The organism is Pacificibacter marinus, assembly GCF_900109555.1.
In the GTDB taxonomy this organism is placed as follows: Bacteria; Pseudomonadota; Alphaproteobacteria; order Rhodobacterales; family Rhodobacteraceae; genus Celeribacter; species Celeribacter marinus_C.
Window position 1 is genome coordinate 1 of the sequence record NZ_FNZV01000021.1, and the last position, 26,475, is coordinate 26,475.

23 protein-coding genes and 2 pseudogenes are annotated in these 26,475 nt (G+C 49.5%); 10 read left to right on the top strand and 15 right to left on the bottom strand.

Annotated features, from left to right (window positions below):
- The 7 genes and pseudogenes from BM025_RS19565 to BM025_RS17945 all read left to right on the top strand — a co-directional run.
- Nucleotides 1-128 (top strand): annotated as a pseudogene (locus BM025_RS19565) (IS110 family RNA-guided transposase); the annotation flags it as partial.
- 105 nt (nt 129-233) lie between these two features.
- On the top strand, nt 234-581 hold the full coding sequence (locus tag BM025_RS17920; RefSeq protein ID WP_090875470.1) for a hypothetical protein: 348 nt from the start codon (nt 234-236) through the stop codon (nt 579-581).
- The gene (locus BM025_RS17925; protein WP_085849972.1) at nt 578-1,219 is read left to right on the top strand and encodes a PEBP family protein; all 642 of its coding nucleotides are present in this window, start codon (nt 578-580) and stop codon (nt 1,217-1,219) included. The genes BM025_RS17920 and BM025_RS17925 overlap by 4 nt, the downstream gene beginning before the upstream one ends.
- A gap of 22 nt (nt 1,220-1,241) precedes the next feature.
- Nucleotides 1,242-2,204 (top strand): YHYH protein, encoded by a 963-nt coding sequence (locus BM025_RS17930; protein ID WP_085849971.1) that lies wholly within the window; start codon nt 1,242-1,244, stop codon nt 2,202-2,204.
- 32 nt (nt 2,205-2,236) lie between these two features.
- Nucleotides 2,237-2,500: a hypothetical protein gene (locus tag BM025_RS17935; RefSeq protein ID WP_170842230.1), complete on the top strand. Its 264-nt coding sequence runs from the start codon at nt 2,237-2,239 to the stop codon at nt 2,498-2,500.
- A 335-nt stretch (nt 2,501-2,835) separates the two neighbouring features.
- Nucleotides 2,836-3,741: an AEC family transporter gene (locus tag BM025_RS17940; protein ID WP_085849969.1), complete on the top strand. Its 906-nt coding sequence runs from the start codon at nt 2,836-2,838 to the stop codon at nt 3,739-3,741.
- A 407-nt stretch (nt 3,742-4,148) separates the two neighbouring features.
- Nucleotides 4,149-5,972, top strand: coding sequence for a PAS domain S-box protein (locus tag BM025_RS17945; protein WP_085849968.1), 1,824 nt, complete (start codon nt 4,149-4,151; stop codon nt 5,970-5,972).
- Nucleotides 5,973-6,433: 461 nt separating this feature from the next.
- Here BM025_RS17945 and BM025_RS17950 read toward each other — a convergent pair whose 3' ends face one another.
- Genes BM025_RS17950 through BM025_RS19575 form a run of 4 tightly spaced genes read right to left on the bottom strand, consistent with a single transcriptional unit; the run spans nt 6,434 to nt 10,270 of the window.
- Nucleotides 6,434-7,357 (bottom strand): restriction endonuclease, encoded by a 924-nt coding sequence (locus tag BM025_RS17950; protein ID WP_085849967.1) that lies wholly within the window; start codon nt 7,355-7,357, stop codon nt 6,434-6,436.
- 20 nt (nt 7,358-7,377) lie between these two features.
- The gene (locus BM025_RS19570) at nt 7,378-9,387 is read right to left on the bottom strand and encodes a DNA methyltransferase (protein ID WP_139204597.1); all 2,010 of its coding nucleotides are present in this window, start codon (nt 9,385-9,387) and stop codon (nt 7,378-7,380) included.
- Nucleotides 9,305-10,048 (bottom strand): tyrosine-type recombinase/integrase, encoded by a 744-nt coding sequence (locus BM025_RS17960; protein WP_244515902.1) that lies wholly within the window; start codon nt 10,046-10,048, stop codon nt 9,305-9,307. The genes BM025_RS19570 and BM025_RS17960 overlap by 83 nt, the downstream gene beginning before the upstream one ends.
- A 39-nt stretch (nt 10,049-10,087) precedes the next feature.
- Nucleotides 10,088-10,270: an Arm DNA-binding domain-containing protein gene (locus BM025_RS19575; protein WP_244515903.1), complete on the bottom strand. Its 183-nt coding sequence runs from the start codon at nt 10,268-10,270 to the stop codon at nt 10,088-10,090.
- Between the two features lie 710 nt (nt 10,271-10,980).
- Between BM025_RS19575 and BM025_RS17965 the strand changes: the two genes are divergently transcribed.
- Complete coding sequence (locus tag BM025_RS17965) at nt 10,981-11,361, top strand: response regulator (protein ID WP_085849965.1); 381 nt, start codon at nt 10,981-10,983, stop codon at nt 11,359-11,361.
- A 302-nt stretch (nt 11,362-11,663) separates the two neighbouring features.
- On the opposite strand, the gene BM025_RS17970 is transcribed toward BM025_RS17965, so the two are convergent.
- From BM025_RS17970 to BM025_RS18005, 8 genes are all read right to left on the bottom strand, one after another.
- Nucleotides 11,664-12,209 carry a peptidoglycan-binding domain-containing protein gene (locus BM025_RS17970; protein WP_139204598.1) on the bottom strand — a complete coding sequence of 182 codons (546 nt, stop codon included), beginning with the start codon at nt 12,207-12,209 and terminating at the stop codon, nt 11,664-11,666.
- A 218-nt stretch (nt 12,210-12,427) separates the two neighbouring features.
- Nucleotides 12,428-13,795, bottom strand: coding sequence for a DUF3131 domain-containing protein (locus BM025_RS17975; protein WP_085849963.1), 1,368 nt, complete (start codon nt 13,793-13,795; stop codon nt 12,428-12,430).
- The gene (locus BM025_RS17980) at nt 13,792-15,624 is read right to left on the bottom strand and encodes a glycosyltransferase family 2 protein (protein ID WP_244515904.1); all 1,833 of its coding nucleotides are present in this window, start codon (nt 15,622-15,624) and stop codon (nt 13,792-13,794) included. The genes BM025_RS17975 and BM025_RS17980 overlap by 4 nt, the downstream gene beginning before the upstream one ends.
- The gene (locus BM025_RS17985) at nt 15,621-16,769 is read right to left on the bottom strand and encodes an acyltransferase (protein WP_085849962.1); all 1,149 of its coding nucleotides are present in this window, start codon (nt 16,767-16,769) and stop codon (nt 15,621-15,623) included. The genes BM025_RS17980 and BM025_RS17985 overlap by 4 nt, the downstream gene beginning before the upstream one ends.
- A gap of 2 nt (nt 16,770-16,771) precedes the next feature.
- Entirely contained in the window at nt 16,772-18,499 is a 1,728-nt protein-coding gene (locus BM025_RS17990) for a DUF3131 domain-containing protein (RefSeq protein ID WP_244515905.1), read from the bottom strand.
- A gap of 53 nt (nt 18,500-18,552) precedes the next feature.
- A complete protein-coding gene (locus BM025_RS17995; RefSeq protein WP_085849961.1) occupies nt 18,553-18,945 on the bottom strand; it encodes an ATP-binding protein in 393 nt (130 codons plus the stop codon).
- A 17-nt stretch (nt 18,946-18,962) separates the two neighbouring features.
- Nucleotides 18,963-19,307 (bottom strand): STAS domain-containing protein, encoded by a 345-nt coding sequence (locus BM025_RS18000; RefSeq protein WP_085849960.1) that lies wholly within the window; start codon nt 19,305-19,307, stop codon nt 18,963-18,965.
- Complete coding sequence (locus BM025_RS18005) at nt 19,304-20,485, bottom strand: PP2C family protein-serine/threonine phosphatase (RefSeq protein ID WP_085849959.1); 1,182 nt, start codon at nt 20,483-20,485, stop codon at nt 19,304-19,306. The genes BM025_RS18000 and BM025_RS18005 overlap by 4 nt, the downstream gene beginning before the upstream one ends.
- A 487-nt stretch (nt 20,486-20,972) precedes the next feature.
- Between BM025_RS18005 and BM025_RS18010 the strand changes: the two genes are divergently transcribed.
- Both BM025_RS18010 and BM025_RS18015 read left to right on the top strand, forming a co-directional pair.
- Nucleotides 20,973-21,515 carry a heme NO-binding domain-containing protein gene (locus BM025_RS18010; protein WP_085849958.1) on the top strand — a complete coding sequence of 181 codons (543 nt, stop codon included), beginning with the start codon at nt 20,973-20,975 and terminating at the stop codon, nt 21,513-21,515.
- Nucleotides 21,516-21,672: 157 nt separating this feature from the next.
- Complete coding sequence (locus tag BM025_RS18015) at nt 21,673-23,265, top strand: ATP-binding protein (RefSeq protein ID WP_244515906.1); 1,593 nt, start codon at nt 21,673-21,675, stop codon at nt 23,263-23,265.
- 7 nt (nt 23,266-23,272) lie between these two features.
- Here BM025_RS18015 and BM025_RS18020 read toward each other — a convergent pair whose 3' ends face one another.
- The 3 genes and pseudogenes from BM025_RS18020 to BM025_RS18025 form a co-directional block, all read right to left on the bottom strand.
- Nucleotides 23,273-24,859 (bottom strand): hypothetical protein, encoded by a 1,587-nt coding sequence (locus BM025_RS18020; RefSeq protein ID WP_139204599.1) that lies wholly within the window; start codon nt 24,857-24,859, stop codon nt 23,273-23,275.
- Nucleotides 24,860-25,546: 687 nt separating this feature from the next.
- Nucleotides 25,547-25,622 (bottom strand): annotated as a pseudogene (locus BM025_RS19785) (NAD-dependent epimerase/dehydratase family protein); the annotation flags it as partial.
- A gap of 8 nt (nt 25,623-25,630) precedes the next feature.
- A partial coding sequence (locus tag BM025_RS18025; RefSeq protein WP_090875472.1) for a UTP--glucose-1-phosphate uridylyltransferase occupies nt 25,631-26,475 on the bottom strand: 845 nt, incomplete at its 5' end.

The window sequence follows — 26,475 nt, forward strand, 5'->3', positions numbered from 1 at the left end:
GATTGATGCGCACCAAAGGTCGCCGACGCGCAGTTGTTGCCGTCGCCCGCAAACTTGCCGTTCTGCTCCACCGTATGTGGATCGACGGCAGTGAATTCCGTCAGGAACAAGTTGGAGGCACGGCATGAACAAGTAGCCTACCACCTAACCTGACGGGATCGTCCAATCCGGACGAGGTTCGTGCCCTCTCGGGCATGTAAACATGCCCTGTCTGGTAATAGACGAAGCCGAAAATGTCTGCTGCGCAACTAGAAGCGCGCCGGAAAGCGGGGCTCTCCACTTCCAATCCGACACATGCATGCAGCGGCGCCATTTCGAACGCCAAACCAGACTGCGAAGAGAAGCGTGACCCGGATAAACGATCCTTGATCATTCAAAAGAAGGAAAACGAGCTTGACCCTGACACCCAATTAGAGAAACGGTCATTCGCGCGAAGGTCTGCAATGATGGTGTTGAAGCTCCAATTGGTCGCAATAGCTTTTGGAGGGAAAATGTCTCATAGCCCTCATAATTTTTTTCCGACGGAAAAATACATCGGCTACGTTATGGATGTATTGCATCAGCAAAGGATCCAATCATGAAGCTCGCTCTCACCGCATTGGCTGTACTGGCCACAACTGCACTTCCGCTTTCAGCTGAAACCCTCTCAGCAGATGTTTGGGCCGACAATTGGTTTGAGATGCGCATTGATGGCGAACAGGTTGCACAAGACAGTGTTTCGATCACCACAGAGCGGTCGTTCAATGCTGAAAGTTTTACGTTTGAGGCTGAGCGTCCGTTTGTGGTTGGTTTGGTCGCCAAAGATTTTAAAGAAAACGACACAGGGTTGGAATACATTGGGACCCCGCGCCAACAAATGGGCGACGGGGGCGTGATATTGCAGGTTTTAGATGCGGCAGGTGCGCCTATCGCTGTCAGTGACGATGGATGGCAGTGCCTTGTGATCCATACAGCGCCGCTCGATAAATCCTGCGAAACATCGACTGATCCTGTTGCTGGCGAAGGTACCTGCGCCTTTGATATATCTGATGAACCCGCAGGATGGGACACAGCCGATTTTGATGCATCGGATTGGCCGCAAGCGAATGTGTATTCTGAACATGAAGTCAGCCCCAAGGATGGCTACGACGAAATCAATTGGGTTGAGAGTGCTGAATTGATCTGGGGTCCTGATCTTGAACAAAGCAACACTGTTTTGTGCCGCTTGACCGTTGAATAATCATATTTAGGACCCTCAAATTATGACCCTTTCCAAACCTATCGCGCTCATCGCCTTTTCGATTATTTCTGTTCCCACATACGCCAGCGCTCATGACGACCAGTGCAGCGTGGTTGCCGCCTCTGTCGCGGATGCGGGATTTGAGGGCGATGTCACAGTGACCTGCACCGACAGCCACGCCATTTTGACATCAGACACATACCCAGATCACGACTTGATGACGGGGATCATTGGCACAAACGAACAGGTGCCAGTACCTGCAGAATATGCCGCGCCGATCATCTTGACGCCAACGCAGGGGACCACGCCTTTGACCCGCGATGCGGCTTTGGGCGTTGCGGTAAACGGAGTGCCGATTTACGATTACACAGGCGGCGGCGAGATGTCTGAGGCCGATCTCGCGCACCACCAAGCACAACACGACACGTTGCAAACCAATCAATTGGACGTCTGCGGCGGCCATGCTGGGCGGGGCGATGATTACCACTATCACGCCAAACCCACCTGCATGATTGAGCAGATGCAAAACGCTGGTGACGCTGCAATTATTGGCTGGGCTTTTGACGGTTTCCCGATCTACAGCGACGCCAACCCTGACGGTACTGCGATTGCCGATGGGGCGTTGGATGTGTGCAATGGTCAACCCGATGAGGTGTTTGGCTATCGCTACCACACGTCACCCGACTCCCCTTACATTGTTCAATGTCTCATGGGCGAAGTCCCTGATTTCGATGCCTTGCCCCGCGTGCGTCCATTGTCTGCTGCAACGGGTGGCGGTGCGCAGCCAGGTCGACCACCACAAGGTGGGGTAGACGATCTAGTGTTTACGCAAAACGATGATGGAAGCCGCAGCATGGATTATACCTATGAAGGTGACCCATATTTTATCCGCTACGCACCTGCTGAAACTGAGGGCTGCTATGCATTCACAACTCAAACGGTCACAAACAAAGGTGAGGTGATGACCGGCGAGTTCTGTCGTTGATGCGGTTTGTACAGATAGGGGCGACCGCAGCATTGAGCGCACTTGTGTCAACCGCCAGTGGGACGCAAGACAGTTTCGTGCTGTCCAGCCCTGAGATCGAGAACGAAGGGATGCTTCCGTCCGCGCTGAAATGCACACGTGATGGCGGCGATGGCGTGTCACCACCGCTGCAATGGTCAAACGTTCCTGCGGGAACCGAACGCCTCTCGGTGATTATGTATCACTATCCTTGGGGCACTGTGGCTGGGCGGGATGACGCTCAGAAAAACCCATTGATAATACCCCAAATTCCATAGGCGACACCCCGCGGGCGTCCCCAGTAACCGACCGCCAATTTCCCAACACCTAAAATCATAATTGAATTGACCAACGCAAAAATTAGGCTGGTACAAATGGTCTTTAGGTTAATTAATTGGTTCATGCGTCGGTCAATTTCTATCTATGGTTAGCGTTTTTAAACCTTGACGGGCGAACATGTTCGGTCGCGACTGTGCTCGTAAATTCAATAAGATCTCAATGTTAAACACTATAGCAATCCACTTGCCCCTCCCTGCGCTTCGGCCTTAAATGTAAGGTACATCGAAGTCGCGCGGCACCCTGTTGCGCAGGTAAGAGCCAAAGAGGTATCACATTGCTTTTCTTCACCATCTGGCCGATTTTCGCGCTTATCTGCCTTGGATATGTTCTTGTCCGAAGTGGCTTTCCCAATCCAGGCTTCTGGCCCGCCGCTGAACGGATTAACTATTTCCTGTTTTTCCCAGCCCTTCTGGTCAGCAGTCTAGCTGATGCCCCCATCCGCGATCCACAGGTGCTGCGGTTTGGCGGCGCGACCGTTGCCATCATTCTGATCGCGGCACTCGCTCTGACCTTGATCCGACGCGCTTATCCCATGCCTGCCGCGCGCTTCGGCCCGGTGCTGCAAGGCACGGTACGCTTCAACACCTATTTGGGGCTGGCTATTCTTGCCACTGTGACCGGACCCGTGGGGATCGAGCGCGCGGCGATTTACCTTGCCATCGCCGTGCCTCTGGTCAACGTCCTGTCGGTCATGGCCTTAACCGAGGCCGGTCGCAGCCGTGCGCCGCTCGCCATGCTCCGCACAATGGCGCGCAACCCGCTGATCCTTGCGTGTTTGGGGGGCATCGCGCTGGCGCTAACCGGATGGGGTCTGCCCTTTGGCACAGGGCACTTCCTTGAGCTGATTGCGCAAGCCAGCTTGCCGCTTGGCCTGCTCTGCGTGGGGGCAGCCTTGCAGCCCACCACCCTGCATCGTGACGGGTTAACTTTGGCTGCGACCGGCGCTTTGCGCCTCTTGCTGATGCCTGTGCTCGCAGCACTCATCGCGCGCGCCGTCGGTCTTAGCGGGGTCGAAGCGCTGGTGCTGGTCGTTTTCTCAGCTATCCCCACAGCCCCCACTTCCTATGTGTTGACCCAGCAAATGAACGGCGATGGCACGCTGATGGCAGGTATCGTCACCTCTCAGACCATCGCCGCCATCGCCACAATTCCATTGGCCCTGTGGGTCCTCACTTTTTGACGCAGCGCAGCGGAATGCAGCGGTTGATGAATGACCTGTGTGGGGTGTTCGCATCGATCTACACTTCGGGGCGGATTGCGAACTTTCGCTGCAGTACCCACCGAGGTCAGCTATGCGTAAATAGTGCCTTTTATTAATCTATAATGCTTAGAGCACCTATCTCATTGCAGACCCGTCGCAATTCGTCATGACGCCCGCAGCACCTTTGAAAAGAAAGCGAAATGACCAAACGGCAGCCCCATGAAACATGTGAAGTATTTAAAATAGTTCCCACATTGCAACGCCAAGCCTCCAAACGATGAAACCTTTTTGACGTTAAGTTGGATATCGCACTTGGCTCTAGCACCGACTTTGCTAAGATAAGTGAAGTATTTAGATAACAAAGTTTTGTAGTGCTAGGATTTTAGATGGACAATTCGCCGATCATAAACGCGTTCAAGCAAATGCAGGTTCCGCTAATGATCATCGGGGTAGAAGGTGAGATCCTCCATTGCAATAATTCCACCCACCAATTGTTCGGATATGACAGCAACGATTTGATTGGGCGAAACGTCACTGACATTTTACCGACCACCTCCGTTGCGAAATTGAACGCACATATTAAGCCACCAGCAATCGACGCCAGCATCAATGGTTTAATCGGGCGAAGCAGACGTGGCGATGCTATCTCTCTCATGGTTCAAGCCACCGCTTGGAACGATGACGAACATGGCCTGCAACATTCTCTGATTTTTAAAAACGCAACCGAAGATGCCAAGGTAGACAGTTTGGCCGAGAGAGAACTTATCCGCGCCAATAACGCACTCAAAGGTGCGCAGATAGGCGTCTTTGAATACGACTCTATTACGGATACCGTAATTGTCTCGGATATCTGGCGAGACCTACTTGAGTTGGCCCCTTCAGATACAACTGATGTTCAGGTGGAATGGCGCGAACGCTTGCACCCTGAAGACATAGAGGCAGCGCAAGAGCCCACCCGCATCTGCTTAGAAGGTATCAGTGAAAGAGCCAGCTGTGAGTATAGATTGCGGACAAAGGATGGGTCTCGATGGCGCTGGATACGGGCGAGTACAACCGTCGACCTAAAGGACCCAGACGGCAAAGTGACCCGTATCGTCGGCTCGATGACCGACATCACTCCGCAAAAGGAAGCTGAGAATGATCTGCGCAGAAGCGTCGCGCAATTCAGATCCGCTTTTGACAATGCGACTGTCGGTAAGGCGATCATCGGTCTTGATGGTAGTTTTCTGGACGCAAATGCAGCGCTCTGCGAGTTTCTCGGGTATTCCGAGGAAGATTTGTTAAAAACTAATTTTCAAACACTGACACACCCCGACGATCTCGATGCTGATCTATATAAACTCGATCTTCTGAAGGCCGGCAGCATCCCCGCCTATCAAATCGAAAAACGTTATATCCGAGCTGACGGAGCGGTTGTGTGGGGGCTTCTGAGTGTCGGCATGGTGAAAGATGCAGAGGGCAAGCCTGACCACTTCATTTCTCAAATTGCCGATGTGACGGAACAAAATCAATTACGCGAAATGAGAAGCGAATTTGTGACAACAGTCAGCCATGAACTAAGGACCCCACTGACATCTGTGCTTGGCGCACTGTCACTTTTGTCATCATTTGATGACGAACCTTTCTCCGATGACGTCCAACGCCTGATATATATTGCGCAGCAAAACGGTAAGCGTTTGCATGCCTTGGTGAACGATATTCTAGATTTCGAAAAGTTCTCCGCTCGGCAAAACTTGCTCGTTTTATCAAAGCACCGCATCGTAGGCTTGCTGGAAGAGGCTGTCCTTGCAAATATGGTTACTGCGCAAAAGTTTGGCGTGCGCTACGATATCGGCTTTCAGGAGAGTGCTGTGACAGGGTACGTCGACCCGATCCGCTTTCAGCAAGTCATGACAAACCTTCTTACAAATGCAGCCAAGTTCGCCGACAAAGACAGTGCAATCGAAATCTCAGTTAAAAGTCACCCAAAGGAAGTTCGGATCAGCATCACTAACCAAGGCGACGGCATTCCAGATACCTTTAAAGATCAGATTTTTAAACCTTTCTCCCAAGCAGAAAATTCGGCAACCCGTTCAAGAGGCGGGACAGGTCTTGGGTTAAACATCTCGAAACAAATTGTAGAACAAACAGGTGGAACCATCGGGTTCGACAGCACTCAAGACGGGAAGACAACGTTTTGGTTCACTGTCCCCGTCGATAAACCAAACTGATATGTAGCTATTTTCCAAAAAATATTGAGCCCCACCTCGCTGGTGGCTAAGGCATACTGTTGATCCATTTGCCCTTTTAAAGTGACCGTTTTCTGCACTGCTCGCCGTAGCTATGACAAACCAGCGGGTCACTTGTTGGGTAACTGGAGCTTATCCCTAAGAGCTTCGTAAGTTGTTTGCCATTTGTGTGCGCCGTGCAGTCTTGCAAAGCTGTAAAACAACTCCCATTCGTCAAGCTTAGACTCGGGCCAGCGGGCGTTACGTTCGTCGGCACGCGAAAGGTCCATACCTGTGCGGCGCGGGTACGATCCAATATTGATCCAACTTAAAACGCAAAACCGTGTAAGTTATTGAACCACACGGACATACATTACAGACTTAGTTATTTGATATAAATGAATAAAATAAATGAAATTTACATCAAAACCCCCAAAGGCAAATTCACCCTCTGTATACTGAAGTCAAACGCCGTCAAACCATTGCGGATCGACAGTCACTTGTTCGACCATTTCTGTCTGCACTCCTAGCTTGTTAGCTTTCAATAGATCACACAGGCGCTCGCCATCTATGAGATCAATGGCCTTGGCCCCGTCGCGTGTCGCTTCTTCTGAGGCTTGGCTGGTGAAATGGCCCGTTGTGATAAACAGCCCCTTATCTGCGCGACCTTCCAATGCGCCTCGGAAATCTCTGATCTCTTTTGAGCCGACGCTGCCTTTATAGCGTTTGCATTGAAAGTAGACTTGGAATGAAACCAAATTGACCCTGAGCACGCCCACGCCGTCGATCCCGCCGTCACCCGATTTGCCGCGCACTTCGACTTTGACAAAGCCCGCCTCTCTCAACAGTCTTTGCGCCAAGCGTTCAAACGCGTCGGGGGCCATGGCTTTCATCACATCCAAAAGTCTGGACTTCCAATCATCGTGAACGTCCGGCTCTTCTTGCGTGATCACTTCAATCTCAGGCGCTTTGCGCTTTTGCTTGTCACGCTTCGCTTGCAGGCGCTCTCGTTCCTTTTGGCGCTTTTCCTTTGCCCGTTCTTTTTCTTCTTGGGTGACCTGATCATAAATCGCGCGCGTTGCGGCAACATCCAGTATTTTCGCCCCCGTCTCCGTCAACGCCCAAACGCCGCGCGCAGAGTTTTCCAACGCCTGCCCGCGTTTTAAATAAGTACGCGCCCATGACAGGTAATAATTCACCCGTGGCATATTGTTATTGGCCATCATGTAGCTTTGCTCGGCCTCTGTGACGCCTTCAAGCGATATCACTTCTTCGTCCAGCTCTTGGATCGTGGCCGAACCGCCTAGCACGCGCAGGGCTTCGACCGTGGCCAACATCATTCCCGCCAAGTCTGGCAGGCTGTCTTGGTCTATTTCAAATCTGCGCATTGATATATCCTATCTTAAATTTAGGCCGCAAATGTGCCGTCTTCCAATTTATCCGCCTGCCCAAGGGCCGCCAGACTTTCTAACAAAGGTTGCACGGCTGTGGTGCGCGCGCGGGTGAAACGCCGCGCGATTTGTTCGGGGGAGGCCTCGCCCATGTCCACCAAGGCCTCGCGCACGGCGGAAATTTGATCGGGCAAGCCACTGGGCCATGGGGCTTTTTCGATCTTGGCGATGACGCCCAAATCCATGTCTGCGGTCTTGCCTTTTTCCACCTGCACGCCTGTGGGGTTTTGATATTCGGGGCGCAGCCAGCGGATGTGACCTGTGGCTTCCTCAGTAGCGCGTTCTTTGTTGAGATCGACAAGACGCATCAGGATCTCTTCGTCGCTGAGGTCTTGTGGCCAGCCGTAAGCCTCGGCCACGGCGGCGTCGATTTGATCATGCAAATCGCGCAAAATGCCGATCAGACCTTGGTCGTAAATCTCTCTGTCCTTGCCCTCAATGTCTTCGCCCGCGCGGAGTTTTTCCAGCACGTTGTACATATTGGTCAGCGTGAGTTTCGGATGCGCCGCCTGTTGGCGTTTGCGATGCGCATCAAGCTCTTCGCCCAAAGCGCGGAGCGTTTCCTTTTGGGGGTCTGTAAGGTCGGGGAATGGGAAGGGGTCGAAGCAGGTAGTCTTCAAGTACCGTACGTCCCCCTTATACATACCAATAGAACTAGCGTTTGAAGACGCCCACGTTTTGTGCGTCTTTGAGGAGAGGGTTGCCAAGTAAGAAGCATCATCCAGTGCAATAATCTGGAGCGCATCATCAGGCAAAACAACACTGTCCAAAAACGAGAAGAAGCGATGCTTTGCAGTGATAGTAGTAACTATAAATCTATCTAGTTTTGCCATAGCGGGTCTTATATCGCGCCGAGGTTCGCCAAAAATCCACCAGTTCTCGCGATAAGATTTTCGGTTGTTTTGGTCGCGCTCAGGCTTAATAGCGTCAACGAGATATTGGAAAACATCGGGAAATTGCAACTTAACTTCGGATTCACTCAACCCATAAAGATCGATCACCATTAGCCCACGTGGCAAAGCAGCTATATCACGGCCATTTCGATACTCTCTAATATGCTTTTCCAGCCCGACAACCGCGCCCAAGCCCAGCTTTATTGCCAGTCCTTTGCTAACCTGAAAGCCCGAGCCAATAAGCTGCACACCACGAGATGAAAGGGCATCATTTGCCATCAATTTTTTTGAACTAGCGACATCAGCTCCGATTTGCAGGCTTGAAAAGACTTTTCCCGCCTGCTGATAAAAAGTCACGGGGCGCCCATCTGTTTCATTCTTCTCAACTTTTTCAGTGTCAATGGTGAGAAGTCGCCCAGTTCGATTTCCCGCAGCTCCAACCGTCATTCCTATACGAACGTTTGCGTCTCCGATGTTGCTATCCACCCAAGGGTGGTCTTGGACTGCAAACAAAAGTGAAAGAGGTTTCTTTGTATCGCTCAAATGCATTTCTACCACGCGCCTATTAAACGTTTGACGCAGAGAGTTGGTGGTTATCAGGCCAAAACGGCGCGTGCCTGCACCAGTTTTGGCGTTAAAGCCACGAGCGGCCAAAGCGGCCTTGTCCCACCAGAACATCACCAAATCCGCGCTTTGCGGCATTTTCGGATAGGCGGACCACAGGGCTTCGACATAGCCATCACCCAGATCGTCGCGCAGGTACTTGGCCCCAATGAACGGCGGATTACCCACGATATAGGTCGCCTTGGGCCAAGTGGTGGCTTTCGGTTTGGCATAGTCATAGACCTGCACACGGGCCTCGGGGTCTGGCACCTCTTCGCCGGTGACTTGGTGGCGCACAGTGGTCACCCCGTCCCAACGGGTCACAGGCGCGCCCGTGTCATCCACACGCGGCGTGCGTGCGGACCACTCCAGCACGGCGTCACGGTTTTCAATGTTCTTGAAATCCCGCAACACAGGCTCGGACGGGGCGGCGATGCCATGATCGCAATGACGGAAACAAATAAACCCCATTGCCCGTAATCATGCGCAGTTCATCCAAAAGCGCGATAGCTTGATCTGGCAACGGCACGTTGTGGTCGCGGCGCATTTTCATTTTAGCGGCGGGCAGTGACCAAACCTTTTCCTGAAAATCGAACTCTTCCCATTTTGCATGGCGCACCTCGCCTGGTCTTTGGGCTGTGAGGGTCAAGAGCTGCAAGCCAATGCGCGTGGTCGCCTGCCCTTCAAAGGCATCCACTTCACGCAACAGCGCGCCAAAGGCTTTGGGATCGGTGATTGCGGCGCGATGCACGCGGGTTGGTTTTATCAGCGCGTCTTTGAGTGCATATGTCGGGTCGGTTTCCGCAAGCCCACTGGCCACAGCATAGCGAAAGACAGAGCCAATGCGGGCGCGCAGGCGATGGGCGGTCTCATAATCGCCCTTGGCCTCAACCTTGCGCAGGCATTTTAGAATCATCGGCGCTGTGATTTCTGTGATCAGTTTGCGCCCAAAGGCCGTGTTCGCCAATTTGAGGTGATAAGCGGTCTTGTCCAAAGTGGCTTTGGATTTGCCTTCGATCTGTTGCTTGCTGAGAAACGCTGCACCTATTTTCTCAAATGTATTGCCATGCACTTCGCGGGCTTGGGCTTTGGCCTCTTGTTTGGCTTCGCTTGGGTCGATGCCGTCGGCCAATTGGCTGCGGGCTATTTCCTTAGCTTTGCGCGCCTTAGCTCACGATACATCTGGATATTGGCCGATCGATAGCAAACGCTCTTTGCCGTTGATCCTGTATTTAAATTGCCAAAGCTTGGAGCCATTGGGTTTGATCAAGACAAACAACCCTTCAAAGTCGGAAACTTTATAGGGCTTATCCTTTGGCTTTAAGAATCGCAGCTGGGAATCACTCAAGGGCATCTGGGGGTATCCAGTTTTTTCACATTTCCCGATACCCCTAACGACACCCCCAATCTGGGGGTATTTGGTCGGACAGCTTAAAACGCTATCGGACAAAGGATATCGCAAAAACCTTATAACATAAGGGCTTTTGGACGTCTTTGGATATTTTTGGATTGTGAAATGGTGCCCCCACACGGACTCGAACCGCGGACCTACTGATTACAAATCGTTCACGAATTTTGAGTAAATCTCCATAAAACAATAGCGTATGCACTTCTGTTGGATTGCGGTATATTAAATATTTCGCCAAATTAGTCCTGTTGAACTGAGACAAAGTCCTCCCAAACCCAAATAATCTAAGGAAGTATCTCCCGACAAAAGCGGCCTTGGCACATAGAGGTAAAAATCGCGCAATGTTTGTCCACTAAGTAAGTTTTGGCGCCCTTTATGGATGACATACGTGATCACCTGCAGATTTCAGCGCTTTGCCTTCTAGCTTCAATGGCAGTAGCCTCAATCGTTGAAAGTCATACTCGCAATACAACACAGTGTTACCAACAAGTAACCTCTAGCGAGACCATGGCGTGGCATCCAAAATTTACGACGGGAACGATATGCATTCACTAAACTGACCTAAAATGCATAACCACTTCAGGCTTCAGAGACTAAAGTATACGAAAATTGCGCAATTTCGTTGTATACTGCTCTAAAAAATATAAAATTTATGTATGAAAACACTGAAAAGCATTATGCATGTTGAAGACAACTCAGTCCTTCGTGAAATCACACGGATGTCCCTCGAACTTATTGGTGGCTTTGATGTAGTGCAATTCAGCAACGGGAAGGATGCTATCGACAACTTGCCGGATCAGACACCTGATATGGTGATATTGGACGTTGTGATGCCCGTCATGGGGGGGATGGAGACGCTCAAACACCTTAGAAAGATTGACCGCTTTGCCAACGTGCCTATCATTTTTGTAACGGCAACAGCATCAGATGCAGATTTAGATCAGCTTCGAGCTATCGGGGCAAAAGACATCATCCTCAAACCATTTGAGCCGATGGATCTCCCCGCTCAACTTTTGAAGATATGGGAAACCTGTTAGGCAAGATAGTGATGGACAGTAGAAGAATAAGGTCACCCTCATCTTTTTTAATGAAATGAACCGCTGATATGCAGCGGATTTAAGCCTTTCGTTGCAAGCTCATGAGGTTATAAACGCCACTGGTAAAATTCAAGTGGCCCGAAAAACCCATCATATTAGCTCAGCCGAAAACCTGCCAAAATGAGTAGGACCACTTCGGTGAAGGCGTAATACGAACAGTTCGTTCATCGAGACAAAGACATAAAGTCTTGAAACGATCCGTATTTGGCGCATCTTGTGATTTCGCTACTGCATTTTGACACTCATTGGCACAGCAAAGCATGCAATTCAGAAATCGTGTTTGGTATATCGACAATACTTTGAGGGGCATCAAGAACGTCGGTGATGGCTCGCAGAGTAATTTCCCCGACGATTCCATCAATGGGACCAGGTTTCGCCCCAGCCAAAACCAACAGACGTTGCAAGGTTTCGCCCTGCGTTCCCTCAGGGATTGCAGCAAGGCCACAAGGAATTGCGGCAACCTCATCTTTTGCTTCTGCTAAGGCTATCGCCCCATCACTATCATATGCCTCAAACCTAACGACCTCGGGATTACCGCCCGTTTCTGAGCTCATAAGAGGTTGTGTCAACGCATGGATTTGCCCATCATTGTTCGTTGCTTCTTTAGAGACCGCAAGTTTTTGTTCAACAACATCAACCGACAAATTGGATTTTTTCAAACACAACACAAGCAGTTCGGTGATGTTGCCTACTCCTTCCGGAGGGCGGCCGGAAATATCCTGCAGGCAGTTTTCATCGCCACAACTGATAGAAATCGCCCAGTCAGCATCAGATTTCCCTTCAGCCAAGACAGCCTCACCATTGGCAAAGACTTGATAAAAGTACCCATGGATGAACCCTTCCTGCCAGACCCCGGGAAAGCGCGGGGATGGCACATCCACATGGCGTGTTTCAACCGCGACGGCCCGTGGAAAAGGCTTGTCGAATGCAGCCCCTACGCAGGTCTGCGCAAAGGTTGGTGAGGCGCAAACACATAAAGCGGAAAGGATGAGGGCGACTGTGTGCTTCAAGGCTTAGCTCTGATCAATGGTCCAAAGGCGCGAAAAGCGAGGGCTGCAAGGATAACCGCATTAGTATTCGTTGTGGTCGAACCATTAGTCGATCCATCAGCTTCATAGATGCCCTCGGGCCAGCCGCGTTCGGGATCGCCAAGATGCGCAAGCGTTGTCACCAATTCTTTTGTGTAATCTGTTCCGAACAGTGCATACCATGCAAAAGCGGTCTTGGTTGTAACCGTACGTTTGCTATCCAATCGCTCACCTTGGAAGGTCATGACAGCCCAAGGCGCGCCCCCTCCCCAGACGGAAGAATAGACAAAATACGGCGCTTCATCGAGATGAGATTCACTGACGGCAGTCAAAATTCCAGTCTCAGTGTAGCGCGCTTCTTGTGCTTTATAGATCGCGGTCGCAAAACGATGCGAACGTGCGTCAAACCCGAATTCCAACCCGTCGAACACGTAAGGTTCGCTCACCACAAAAGCCGGCGTCACATTGCGGTGAAGCCGGTCATCAACTGGAATCGGCTGCCCCAAGACGTCTTTGATAATAAGGTGTTCTTCGGCGTCATAGGCGCGATACATATCGTAGCCGAAAAGCATCATCGCTTTAGCTGCATATTGTCCGTAGCCAACGCGGCCCTCTTGGTCCCTACGTAGCGCGCCATCTGACAAGTTCCCGCCAATCATCTGGCCGTCTTCAACCATTTGAGACAGGTCCCAATGGCCTAAGAGCGCGCTCACTTTTGGAGCAAGCTCAGGATAGTGCTGCGTGACCTGAGCCAAGGTTCCGACCAATCGCGCAATATCCAAAGCAGACCAACCCAGCCCGCGTTCCACAGGTTTATTAGCATAGTCGACCAATTCCGCCGTTTGCACATTATAAGCTTTATTGGGCAAAATATCGTCAAACAATCGCATTTTGGTCAATGTATTCAACGTAAGTGACAGGCGTGTTTTTGCCTCTTGCTCGTCGATGATTCCCAACAGGTTCGCTGAGATTACGGCCACAAAATATGACCCAGTTTCCCACATCGTGGTGGATGGGTATTTATCAGCTGAATTCACAAGCCCTGTTTCAGGGTGCGTGTTATTTTCAAAATAGCGCCACGCAATCTGTGCGTAAGCCAGATCCGCCTGCGACGTTTCCCCCACAATAGCGAGCGGCAAGGGAGTGACGTCATTAAAGGCTGCAATAGACGACACTTGCTTCAATTCCAAGTCTGGATCTAAGTCAGGCCCCAGCTTCATGGTTTGTGAATTTGTGTTTTTCGCGATCATATCTTCCAATCCTATGACCATCACAAGTCCAACAGCTAAGGCCACAAGAAAAATGATATGGCTTCTTGCCTTAACCAAGTTTTCGCGAAAACTCATATCGATTGCCCTTCTTCGTTTTCAGTTGGTTGCCACATTGCTGACGAAATGATGCCTGCCATAGCGATACAATTATTTAGGCCCCATAAGGTATTAGCCAAAACCCCACTCGCAGAATGTGAAGTATCGCCAAAAATCAAAGCCCCGATCGCCCACAAAACACCTAAGACCGTGAGCACAACAACTGCAATTTGAGGGCGCACAAGTGATAAAAATGTGCCCGACTGACGCGTTTTTGGAGTGACCTTGAACGAGACTTTCTCCCCCCTCATGATAGTCCATATTGCTCTTAGCCCTAAAGGAAAGAACGATAGATAACTCGCTTTGGCAGGATAGCCGTCTACCCCCCAAGTTCCGACCATGATCGCAAGTTCTAACGTGACCAAAAATGGAATGAGGTGCAAAAAGAAATTTGTCGAATACGCCGAAACGGGGGACAGCCCTGTCAAAAGGTACAAGACGGGCGCAAAGAGGAAAATGACATTCCAAAGCGGTGCAAGATAAGAATAAAAGGTTGTCGCATACATTAACCGCTGAGGAAAACTTAGCCCCTTACGAAACAACGGGTTATCATTAACCAAGATATCAAGGCTTCCCCCCGCATATTTAAATCGTTGTACAGTCCAAGTCACAAGGTCCTGAGGCGATAACATTTTGCTTTCCACAATGGGATGCATCTTGGATTTCCAGCCACGTTCATTATCGGAATGCAATACAATAGATGTGTAAATATCTTCTGAAACATGGAATTTATAAGGGGTGAGCACCTCTGTCGCAGCAGCCTCAGTTTTGATCGCTTGCATTAATTCAGGCGCAACTTCGCGCTCTTTGCTGGACACTGTGATCGTTTCTTCGACAGCCCAAGTGCGCTCTTCGACTTTTTTACCAAAACTGCGCAGCGCAGCCTCCATCACGGCCTCGCGACGGTGGATCGACCCCGCGCCACAGCAAAAGGATGCATTCACCCAGTTTCGGCGACGTTGGATAATGTCGTAAAACATCTTTGGGTCATTCACGAACGGATCATCGCCAACGGTCACAGGCCCGATCACTTTTTCCACGGCACGCCCAAATGCGCTGCCCCGCGCACCAAATTTTTGTGCCAGTTTTTCTGGCAGGCGTTCGCCTTCGGGCAGGTCATAGAACCATTGTGGTGTTTGAACCCATGCCATTTTAGGATCACGAAAATAACCCAGCGTATGTTCCAAAAGCGTCGGGAAAGGCCGAGTGTCAGCGTCGAAAATCACAAGAAAATCCCCATGAGTTTCTTCCATAGCGTTGCGTAAATTTCCAGCCTTGAACCCTTCGTTTGTCATGCGCGAAATGTAATTCACGCCCTCTTCCTCGGTCACCTGCCGCATGTCGGCTCGACGTCCGTCATCCAAAATGTGAATTCGAACATCAATGGGATACGGATAGGTCATCCGTTTGGCGTCTTGGATACCAAGGCGCACCAACTCGGGGTCTTCATCATAGGTGGCAAACATCACGTCGACCGCAATCGGGCGATCACTTTCTGGATGGTTCGGCGCCACATCACCCAAGGCTGCAGGTGGTTTTTCAATTTTAACTGGCTCGTCTTTCCATAAATTAAAAACGAAAAGCAGCATCCCAAAATAGGCACAAGTTTCGGCCAAAGCTAAAGGTACTGCAAACCACATGGCATCAGGGTTCAACGATCCCGTCCAACGCCACCAAATGTACCACCCCCCGACCACCAAAGCGACAGTCGCAAGGAACTGCCAAATGCCTTCGCGCAAGGTCGAATAAGGCAAGGGCGGCGGCGGCACGCGGTGTTCGAACTTGAGAAAATAATCGTCCGTCATCATGCACCTACCCCTTTTGTTTTGCGCGTATTCCATGGCGTTGGTCCAAGGCCAATAGTCCACGCAAGTAGACTGATTTTTGATATCCCCAAGCTTACGAATAATGATGCCGGAAGCGCTACAGCGAACCGCAGCAGAACCAAAGCCGTTGGTGAAAACATGCCTGATGTACCCGATTTGAACAGTGCGATATCAAACAAATCGATCACCGCGGGATGCACGAGATAAACGCCGAAAGAGTATCTGGCGTATTTAGACCAACTCGGCGACCAATCTCGATATTGTCCCCCGAGAAAAATCAAAAATATACAGATCGGCATCAAGAAATGGCCGTAAAAATCCCAACCACTTCGGACGCCCCATGCGCCATTTTGCACGGCATATGCAAAGAACGGAATCGTGGCGACATAGGCGAGGGCTGCAAAATAAAACCCGCCGCGGCGCAACAGGCGCGATTCACCACGCGGAATGCCGTCTTTCCACAAGCCATATAGCGCGAAGGCCGCCAGACCATAGCCGACATAGCCCATAATTTTGATCGCCCGAATAATGTAATCGCGCAACTCAGCCTCTAACCCAAGCCCCCAGATGAACCCCTGTGTGTTGTTCATGATCCCAAGCGTCACAAACAAAGTTAATCCAAGCATAGGATAGCGGGTAGCCCCGCGCATCAATGGGTAAAATAAAAACAGCGCAAAGAGCGTAGGCAGAAAGTGCATATGGTACTGCACCTTACCGAGTAATAAATAACCAAACCAACTTTTGATATCGGTAATCTGATCCCAAATGTAGGGCACATAGTTAAAGGTGTCTGCCTTGAGCAGCCTAAAGAAAGCGTAAAACACTACCCAAAAAACAAACGGAATCAACAAACGCTGAGCTTGCATAGCAATGGCACTCGAATAACTCGGCATTTTTTTATCGACCCGCATCGCCATTAAAAATAGCGAGAACAGAAAGAACATTTCAGAGCCTGAAAATTCACCTAGTGAACGCAATACCACAGGGATTAAACGCTCGGAGGCGTCCACATTGACGAATGGCTGGCCTGAGAAATCCGTTGAAGAATGGATTAGTACCACGCCGATTGCCGCAAAGACGCGGTTTGCATCAAACCAAACCAATCTCGATTTTCCCGCTACGCTCATTTTTATAGACCCTCAGGTTTCGGACAAGAATTGGCCAAAACTTTACGGGGCTCGGGAGGCGCGAGATTGTGCTTTTCGGGCTGACAATCCGTTGCTGCCGTTTCTCCATTTGTAACCACAGGACGACAATACAAGAACTCTTCTAGTGGGATAACGGGCTCAAGTTGGGTTGGGTTTTCGCATGCACAGCATGGCACAACCTCTTCCATCATGCGTGGATGACATTTGTTATCGCGCAAATCCGTTCCTGCATAAGCGGTATCCCAATACTGCGCTGATGTATTGACTTGCTGCAAAATTGGCCCCTGCACTTTGTAGAGCAAAGCCGCAAGAATAATGCCATTGTTGTTAGCTGTTTGCAGCGGAATATATCCGTTTCCGTTTTCATATAGGCCTTCGTAAAAGCCCATTTCTGGATCATAAAGATCCGCAACACTTTCAAACAACAGGTTTGTGTATTCCGTATCCCACAGTGCCCAAAGACCTATAGCGGCCTTGGCTGCAATCGCCGAACGATCCGGTTGATATTCTCCGGTTGGATCCAACGTGTTCCAAGCGTATCCATCTGCAAAAATACTGTCGTACACGAAGTAGGGTTTGCCATCGACCTGATGCTCTGATCGCGCTGTAATAACACCAGTTTGTTCATAGCGCCGCTGTTGGACATGATAAATGCGGTTGGCGAATTCTGCACGCCATCCATGACTTGCGGTCATCCCGTCATAAGATTTATCCGAGGGCAAATCCCATCCCATTTCCAACCCGTCAAGGATATATCCTTCGGTCAAAACATAGTTTTGATTTTTGAAAATACGTGGATCGCGCCCGTCATAAGGTACCTTTACGTCGTAGATTGTGGTGTATTCCAAGGGTTCTGGCGACATCGCCCGATCGACCTCGAACCCCCAAAGCGCAAACCCTTTGGCAGCGTATTCTTCATAACCCAGCCGTCCTTCTTGCACATATTGCGTTGATCCATCACCGCGCTTGAACGCGCCAAACATACGCCCATCGTCATCAACCAAATTGCAAAAGTTCCAACGCATTGGAACGTTGTCGACACTGTTTGCGAGATACGGATTGCGTTCTTTCAAAATGCGCAGCCAGACCAACATTCGACCGATATCAAGCGCGGACATACCGACCTCGCCCGCCTCATTGGCATAGTTTACTTTGTCGCCTGTTTCGGTGTTATAAACTTTATTAGGAGCTTCCCTACTGTATAAATCAAGGTTTCGTAGCGTATTCAAAAGCTTTGTCGCACGCGTATCGAATTCACGTTTATCAATGATGCACAGCTCTCGCGCGGCCACCAATGCACTGATGTAAGACGCAGTGTCCCACATGGTTGTAGACGGGTACGACCCCACCGCATTCACAAGACCAGTTTCTGACTGAAAGCGCTTTTCAAAATAGGACCATGCAATTTTTGCCATCTTAAATTCGCGGTCAGTCAACAAACCCGAACGCCCAAAGTGCGGTTTAGACATGCCACCTGCATCTTGATCACATTGTCCAGTGTTCATCCCGTCAAATTCAAGCTCAAGCGGGCTCTTTGATCGGATGGTAACACTGTTATAATCTGTCCCATTAATCGACACATTGTCGATTGTCATAGAACGAGCCGCAAGTGGGGTTTCGGGCTGAGCTAACAATGACATTGGAGAGGTGAGGGCAAAGCCAGAGCAAGCGCCGACCAAAATTGATCTAAATATAGTTTCATGTTTCATTCGCATGCTCCGTCTTGACGTGAATTAAATCGAGGACATTCGCCCCGACATATTTAGATCCGGGCCTGAAATTTCAAACTCAGACATCTACGATTTTGCACGGGGCCATATTCAACCTCATCTGCACATTCTAAAATAAGCCCTACACCTCGACCACTTTCAGCCATGATATCCACTTCGGACAGGGCACGAGCTTGTGTTCTTAGATCGAATGCTTTGGTGCCTTCAGGGTCAAAAATATCAACCGTCAATATATCACCATCAAGATCAAGCATTAGATCGATTGGTACATTTTTTTGTTTCGTTTCGGCATGAAGTACCAAGTTGGCCAAGGCTTCGCTCATGCAAATATCGAACCGCATGAGGACTTCATCAGTCACTTTTCCTTGCAGATAACTTTTCAAGTCCAAAACCATTGGATCTACCGCCTCAAGCTGGTTCTGCATATGAAAAGTCAATGAACTCACAGGCTTTCACTCATGGCCAGCACCGCAGCATCAACATCTCGGTAGCTTTTGAACACTCTATCCATACGACAAATTTTGAACATTTGGGTGACATCACTGTTCAACCCGCACACCACCAAATCGCCTCTGTGACCAATCCGTTTGAGCACGCCCGTCAAGGCACCCAACCCCGAGGAATCAAGGAAGGAAACCTCGGCGAAATCAATAACAAGGTGCGATGCCCCGTCTTCAATCAATGCCACGACCTCCTCCTTGAAAGCCTTTGAATTGACGGCCGTCAGCCGTTCCACCCCAGGGCGCACAGCGATAATATGGGGGGCATGCTTTGACGTATGAATCATGAGTTTTTCCTTTTTAGAGCGACCACGGTTAAGTCATCTTCCAATGCACGACCGTTGCGCCAATCTTTTAAATCTTGGACGATGATGTCTGGCAATTCATTTGCATTGCAAATGTGGTTTTGCGAAATTAGTGAACGCAGCCGCGCTACTCCATATGGTGTTTTGTGTTCATTTTCTGCTTCTCCAGCTGCATCTGAGCACAAAACCAGTGAACCGCCCTCTTCAAAAGAGAATGTATCGTTGTCGTAGGAAAAGTGAGAGAACATTCCGACAGGAAATCCACCTTCGCCCACTAAGGTAGCTTGCCCATTCTCATCTACATAGGTGGGAGATGGATATCCGGCCTGACAAAAATCCATGTGGCCTGTGTCTGTGTCGATGATTGCGCAGAACATGGTAAAGTACTCATCATTATCTGCGGCACTAAATCGTTGGTTGAGATTAGACACCAAACCAGCAGGGTCGGGTTTTCCATCTTTACTACAAGCTGCGTTGCAGAAAAATTCTGGTGTTATCAGATGTCCGATGGCGACGGACAAGAGCGACGCATGAATACCATGGCCAGAAACGTCCACTGCATAAAGACCCAGCTTATTTTGAGGTAAAGCAAAGCACCCAAACATATCGCCGGACACCATCGCAGATGGCACAAAAGCAGAAGCAACATGGATGCCACCGATGTCGCGGTGTATCGCAGGTAAAAGTTGTCTTTGCGCATCTGCAGCCGCTTTGAGGTCTTCTTGGATACGGTTGTTGATTTCTTTTAAAATGCGATGCTGCTCTTGCTGCTCTCGCGCATGATGAACAAGACGAGAGGCAACACGGATACGCGCGTTTAAGTGCGTAGGATCATTGCCTTTTGTCAAAAAATCATCGACACCCGCATCCAATGCCTCGGCACTGGTTTCACTTTGCCCACTGCCTGTCAGCATAATAATGTGAACATAATGATCAAAATTCAGATCACGCACCGCACGGGTCAATTCCAAGCCATTCATGTTAGGCATATCAAAATCGGTGATCAAAATCTGAGCACCAGTGGACTGCACCAATTTCAAGGCCTGCATTCCGTCTTCGGCGACGAGAGCGACGTGACCCAAATGTGCAATCATCCGAGATAGATAAGTGCGCTGAACCAAGTTATCCTCGGCGACAATAATATCTAGGGGTATTTCCATATCACGCAAGCTTTCACCTTAGCAGGCCAACAAATTCAAAAAAGCAAACAACGTATTTAGAGCGCTTGAACTATCCACCGCAAATTTCTTGCATTAAGTATCGCATTGGGTTCCACGCTGTTTCATTTCCATTACCATTAACTGAAGCAGGCACAAACACAACTTAAAGGTGCCCTGATTAACAGAACTTATTTCTTCAAAAAGCGTCAAAATATGCACGACATTGTGGCACAATTGTACGACTTTCATTACAATAGACAAGCTTCCCTACTCTGCCTCGAAAAAGCCTGAACGGTATATTTTATTTATCCTTTGCACGGGTTTGCGTCGATCTTTCTTAAGTATTCACAACTTTACCCTTGCCTTAATCGGCCATCTAGGAATGACTATGGTATATAGTAAAGGACACAAGCAAACCGCGTGAAGAAAATGCCACGGAGCATTTGCTTGAATGTGTTAACGGCAGACGAAATGAAAGGACCGGTCAATGAAAGGCACGATCTTTGTTGAATTGATCAAAATGGCAGAAAATGCCTTTGGCGAGGACACCGTAGATGAGGTCTTAGACAAAGCCGATCTTGAAAATGATGGGGCGTATACCACAGTCGGAAATTACCCATGTTCGGAATTGGTCAAAATAGTTGTCGCCTTTAGCGAGCATTCAGGAACTGACGCAGAGACATTGCAAAAGATGTTTGGGCATTGGATGCTGACTCATTTCGTTGAACACTATCCGCAGTTTTTTGCTGATAAAAAAGATGCATTTTCTTTGCTGGATTCCATCGAAAGTGAAATCCATGTCGAAGTCCGAAAGATCTACCCTGAGGCAGAACTGCCCACCTTTATTACAGAACGAACAACCCCGAACCAAATGATGATGATCTATGCTTCTCCACGTCCTCTAGGGGCTTTTTGCCACGGAATGATTGAAGCAGCCCTCGCACATTTTGACGAAAAGGGTGACATCACAAGCCAAGTCAACATCACCATACCAACAGTCACAAACTTTGAAATTACTCTGCAATCATAAGGTATTTTCTTAGATGACCTCTTCCGACGATACCCGCGTTTCACGCAGCAGATATAATCGTGAATGCGCGGCACGCGCCGAGGCAGAGAAATTGCTTGAACGCAAAAGCCGTGAACTGTTTGAGGCAAACACGGCACTAAGTGCAAATTCACAGCAATTGACAGAAGCCGTCGAAACGCGGACGGCAGAGCTTGTTCAAGCACTGGAACGCGCAGCGGCCGCTTCGGTCGCGCGCAGCAGATTCATCGCCACTATGAGCCATGAAATAAGGACGCCTTTGGGGGGGCTTTTGGGGATGATTGATCTGCTGGCAATGGATGAAGTAGACGCTGGAAAAATGGAACTTTTGAACTACGCCAAAGCAGCAGGCACCGGACTTAGTCGGATCGTCAATGATGTGCTCGACTTTTCAAAAATGGAAGCAGGCGTCTTTGTTTTTGAAGAAGAGGACGTTGATATTCGCGCCTTAGTGAAAAGCATATCAATGCTGTACACGTCTCTCGGCAAAGACACAGCACGCACCATCACGCTTCAAATCGACGACAGTGTTCCGCAGTTATTCTTGAGCGACGCGACACGCATTCGGCAAGTCATCTCTAATTTAATTAGTAATGCTCTTCGGTATTCAACTGACGGACCAATCATCGTTCGCGCGACAGCCACGCCGCATGCTCAAGGTGCCCTGCTGCGTTGTGAGGTCGAAGATCATGGCGTCGGCATACCGCCAGAAAAATTCAACGACCTTTTCAAAGACTTTTCACAGGTTGCCAACCCATTAACCGTCGCGGCACAGGGCACAGGACTGGGACTCGCGATTTGCAAACGTATCATGGATGGGCTGGGCGGCCGCATCGGTGTCGAGAGCAAACAGGGGGCAGGATCGACATTTTGGATAGAGCTGGCAGTAACTGTCGTCAGCGCATCACTGGCCCATTCCTATCAGGGTTCGGATGCAGAGACTGCAACGCTCCCCCCTTGCATCAAAGGAAAACACATCCTGATTGCCGAAGATAATATCATTAATCAAAAAATGCTTCTCGCTTACGCACAACGCATGGATGTGTCAGTTGATCTTGCAGAGAACGGCCGGATCGCAGTTGAGAAATTCGCCCCAGGAAAATACGATCTCATCCTCATGGATATTGCCATGCCGGAAATGGATGGGATCGAAGCCACACGTCAAATTTTTGCCAAATGGCCGAAAGACTCTGTGCCTCCAATTCTCGCTCTTACGGCCCACGTTGCGGACGCGATTGAAGGCGAATCCAAACAGGTCGGCATCAATCGCATCTTGTCTAAGCCGATTCCTTATGACGAATTAAAAACCGCGCTGGAAGACACTCTCTGCCTCACATCCATCACAGCCCACGCCGCGATAAACACGCCAGAAAATCAAATCTCCTCTGTCGAAGATTTGTTGCTGGCCGAGATGCAGCCGGTTGTCGGAGAAAACTTATTGAACATCTTCTCTGCTGAAGGTCTAATTGATTTGGCGGATAAATTTGTAACCGACTGCAAAGTGAGGGTCGAACTCCTTATTGTTGCAGAACAGTCTGGTGATACGGATGCTGCACGCAAACAAGGACATTCGATTAAAGGCGCATGCCTTGCCATGGGATTTAAAAACATGGCGGAACTGGCAAAACGCATAGAGCATTACCCGACGAGCTCGAACGAGGTACCCCTCATCGAAATTGCTCAAGAGCTTTCAAAGAAAGTTGATAAAATCGACACGATCATCAGCAAGTGATTCAAGATTAAAACTTGAATTTATAGGTGACAGATAGGTTGCCGCCAAGAACACCCACTCCCGGCGCCTCACCACGGTTCCATGTCCATCTATTGTTGCTAAAGTTACTATACGATATCGTCAATTCATCTGAAATCGTATAGCTGGCGGTATAGCTGTAATCTGGCTGATAGGTGGTTTGTTCTCCGGGGGCGTATAGATAAGCCGTCCCGCCAACGCGCAGTTTGTCGTTAACAGCATATCCACATGAAACGTTCAGGCTTTCCGTAGCAGGGTTGGGCAAACCGACGCTGACGGTGCAGGGCAACGTTTTATTAAACGGCAGTGTAAGCACTGGAAGTTTGTAGCCCACGCGTAGATTTCCATCCTTTAGCCCATCAAAAAAGTTCCCATTAGTTCCATTGAATTGTGCAGAATAGTTACTGAATCCAAGGTTGATTTTATCACTGAAACGATAGCTGAACGCATATGTAAAATCTGGGTCAGATGCTGACTTATCGCTTGGATTGATGTAGCCGACCAGTGCAAACCGAAAGGACAGACGAGGTGTTAGGTTGGTACTACAACCTAAACTTGTACGCGGGTTTGCAAACTGAAGTGTCCCGTATCCAGAAGGCCCTTGTAGGCTTGTCGTGCCGGTTATCGCACAGGATAAATCGATCCGTTCGAAAAATGTCTCTGGCTCTTTAATTTGAGCGCGCTTTAAGGTTGTTTGGGACGGCAGCCTGCGCTGGCTTTGCGTCGCCTCACGGACGCGTAGAGGGGGCACCAAGCGAGAGCTGATCGAAAGCTCGGGAGTCAAGTCCGCCGCCTGATGGCAATCATCGGGGACGAAGGCCGCAACATCAGGGCAAGAGGCGTTAAGCTCATCTGGGGACTGTAGGACAGGCACTTCAACCTCTGAATGGATATCATCGGGATTCGCTTCGTCATTTGGGCTAATTACAATATTGCCCTCGGATATGGGTTCTTCAACCGCATCTGTCGAGGCCAAATTAATCTGTTCCGTTTCTGACGAGCCCTGCCCTTCATCCACATCTGGCGCAAGAGTTACTGGCTGTAGGGTCGGACCTGGACCAGATCCCGCGAGCAGCCATCGTGCGACATAGCGCGCAACATCTTGTGCCGAGGCAACAACATCTGGTGAGGATGGCCTCTCCTCGCCCGTCGCTGGCACCGTGAATTCCGTGCCATCTGCCCCTAAAACCTTGCAGGACAACTCTTGGATACATGTGACATCGAACAGGTTACGGCGCAGTCCTTCATTAGTCATTACGTGAGCGGTGCCATCCGGATAGATCACGTATATCCATTTGCTCAAACTACCCCGCTGATACCGTGTCGGATGCAATGGGCTTGGGATATCGACAATGACCTCAATCGCACCTTTGACCAATGGAATAGCTGTATTGGCAAAGGTTTTTTTTGCCTCCACAAGGGGAGGTTCAAAATCTCCACTTGCCTCAAAAGTTTGCGAATGCGCTCCACAGGCTAAAAAAATACTAGCTGTTGTCGTTCTCAATAGCCATTGTGGTCTAGGAAATGGATACATTTTCCATAAAAGCCGTGGTGCTTTATTTAGTAAATTTTTCAATACGCTAGGTCCTATTAGACCTCTCTAGCAACACAAAAAAGTTAAAGTGCATTTTGAAGGATTCCCCTCCCTTCGTAAATAACTTTCTGCAAGTGCGAACATGATCTCTGTAATGCTATAGCGGAAAGAGGCTTAAACGAACACTTGGGGCAGCACGAAAGCGCGACAAGACCAGACTTATAACAACGAGCAACCCAACATGGGCATTAGCGGCATAACGCCCTCAATGAAATTGAAGACAGATGCGTGAATTCTACAGCTGAGCCCAATTCAAAATGGGGGATTACCGGAGCATCATTCATTCCATATTCGCGACACAGCTTGGATACCGACACACAACCAGCTGATTGCTTCAAAATATCCATGATTTGCGCGACGCTATATCGTACCGTCTTCACTTGAAACATCAGGCATTTATAGGTCTCCCCCCATCGCCAGTTTCTTTTATCTAGCTGCTTAGTCGATTTCTAGCCTTGGTCCGACCTCGCGCTTCTGTATGCTGGCGTTAGTGTGGTCCTTTGTGGTGTTCAACAGGCAGCCAAGGATCACGGGATTTTTAGCTATGGAAAACTGCTTTCACGAAATCCAAAATGACGGCAATCTTTGACTTGCCCTATTTTCATTTATATCAGATCCGAGATCCTCGGCAGCTCCAATCTCGACACAGAAAACGCGTCAAGCGAATATCGGCCGCACGCAATTTTTTACACGCGTGCGACCCAATATAACCAGCACCGCCGGTCACAAGAACATTTTGTGTCATCTTAGCCCTTACTGTGCCGCTCGGCGAGATGCAGACAATTCATCAAGATACTCTTGAAGTTCATCGCGCAACTCTGGACGCGACAGGCCAAATGAGATTGACGCCTGAAGAAAGCCTGCTTTTGATCCACAATCGAACCGCTGACCTGAAAACCGGTATCCATAGACATTGCGACCCGCCGAGATTTCATCAGCAATCGCATCAGTCAACTGAATTTCACCACCAGCGCCTTGCTTCATCTGGTGTAGATTTTTCATGACATCTGGTGACAAAATATACCGACCTATCACCGCCAAGTTGGAAGGCTCGGTCCCCGCCGCTGGCTTTTCGACCATACCGTTGACAGATACGGCTACGCCAATGTCCTCTTTCACATCAAGCACACCATAAGAACTGACTTTGTCAGCAGGCACTTCCATAGCGGCAACCATAGATCCGCCCAAATCTTCATATGCTTCAACCATTTGTTGGAGGCACGGCTTTTCAGCGGCAATGACATCGTCTGGTAAAATCACTGCAAAGGGTTCTTGCGGGCTCAAAAGCCGGCGCGCACACCAAACAGCATGTCCCAGCCCAAGCGCTTTATGTTGGCGAATATACGCAATCGCACCACTGTCCATGTTGGTTCCCTTAAGAATCTCAAGCATGTCAGTTTTGCCCTTTTTGCGTAGCTCTTGTTCTAACACGGGGGAATGATCGAAATAATCCTCAAGCGCGCCTTTGCCACGCGAGGTTACAAAAATGAACTCTTTAATGCCCGCGGCTCGGGCTTCATCAATTGCATATTGAATCAAAGGGCGATCTACGAGCGTCATGATTTCTTTTGGAATCGACTTGGTCGCTGGAAGAAAGC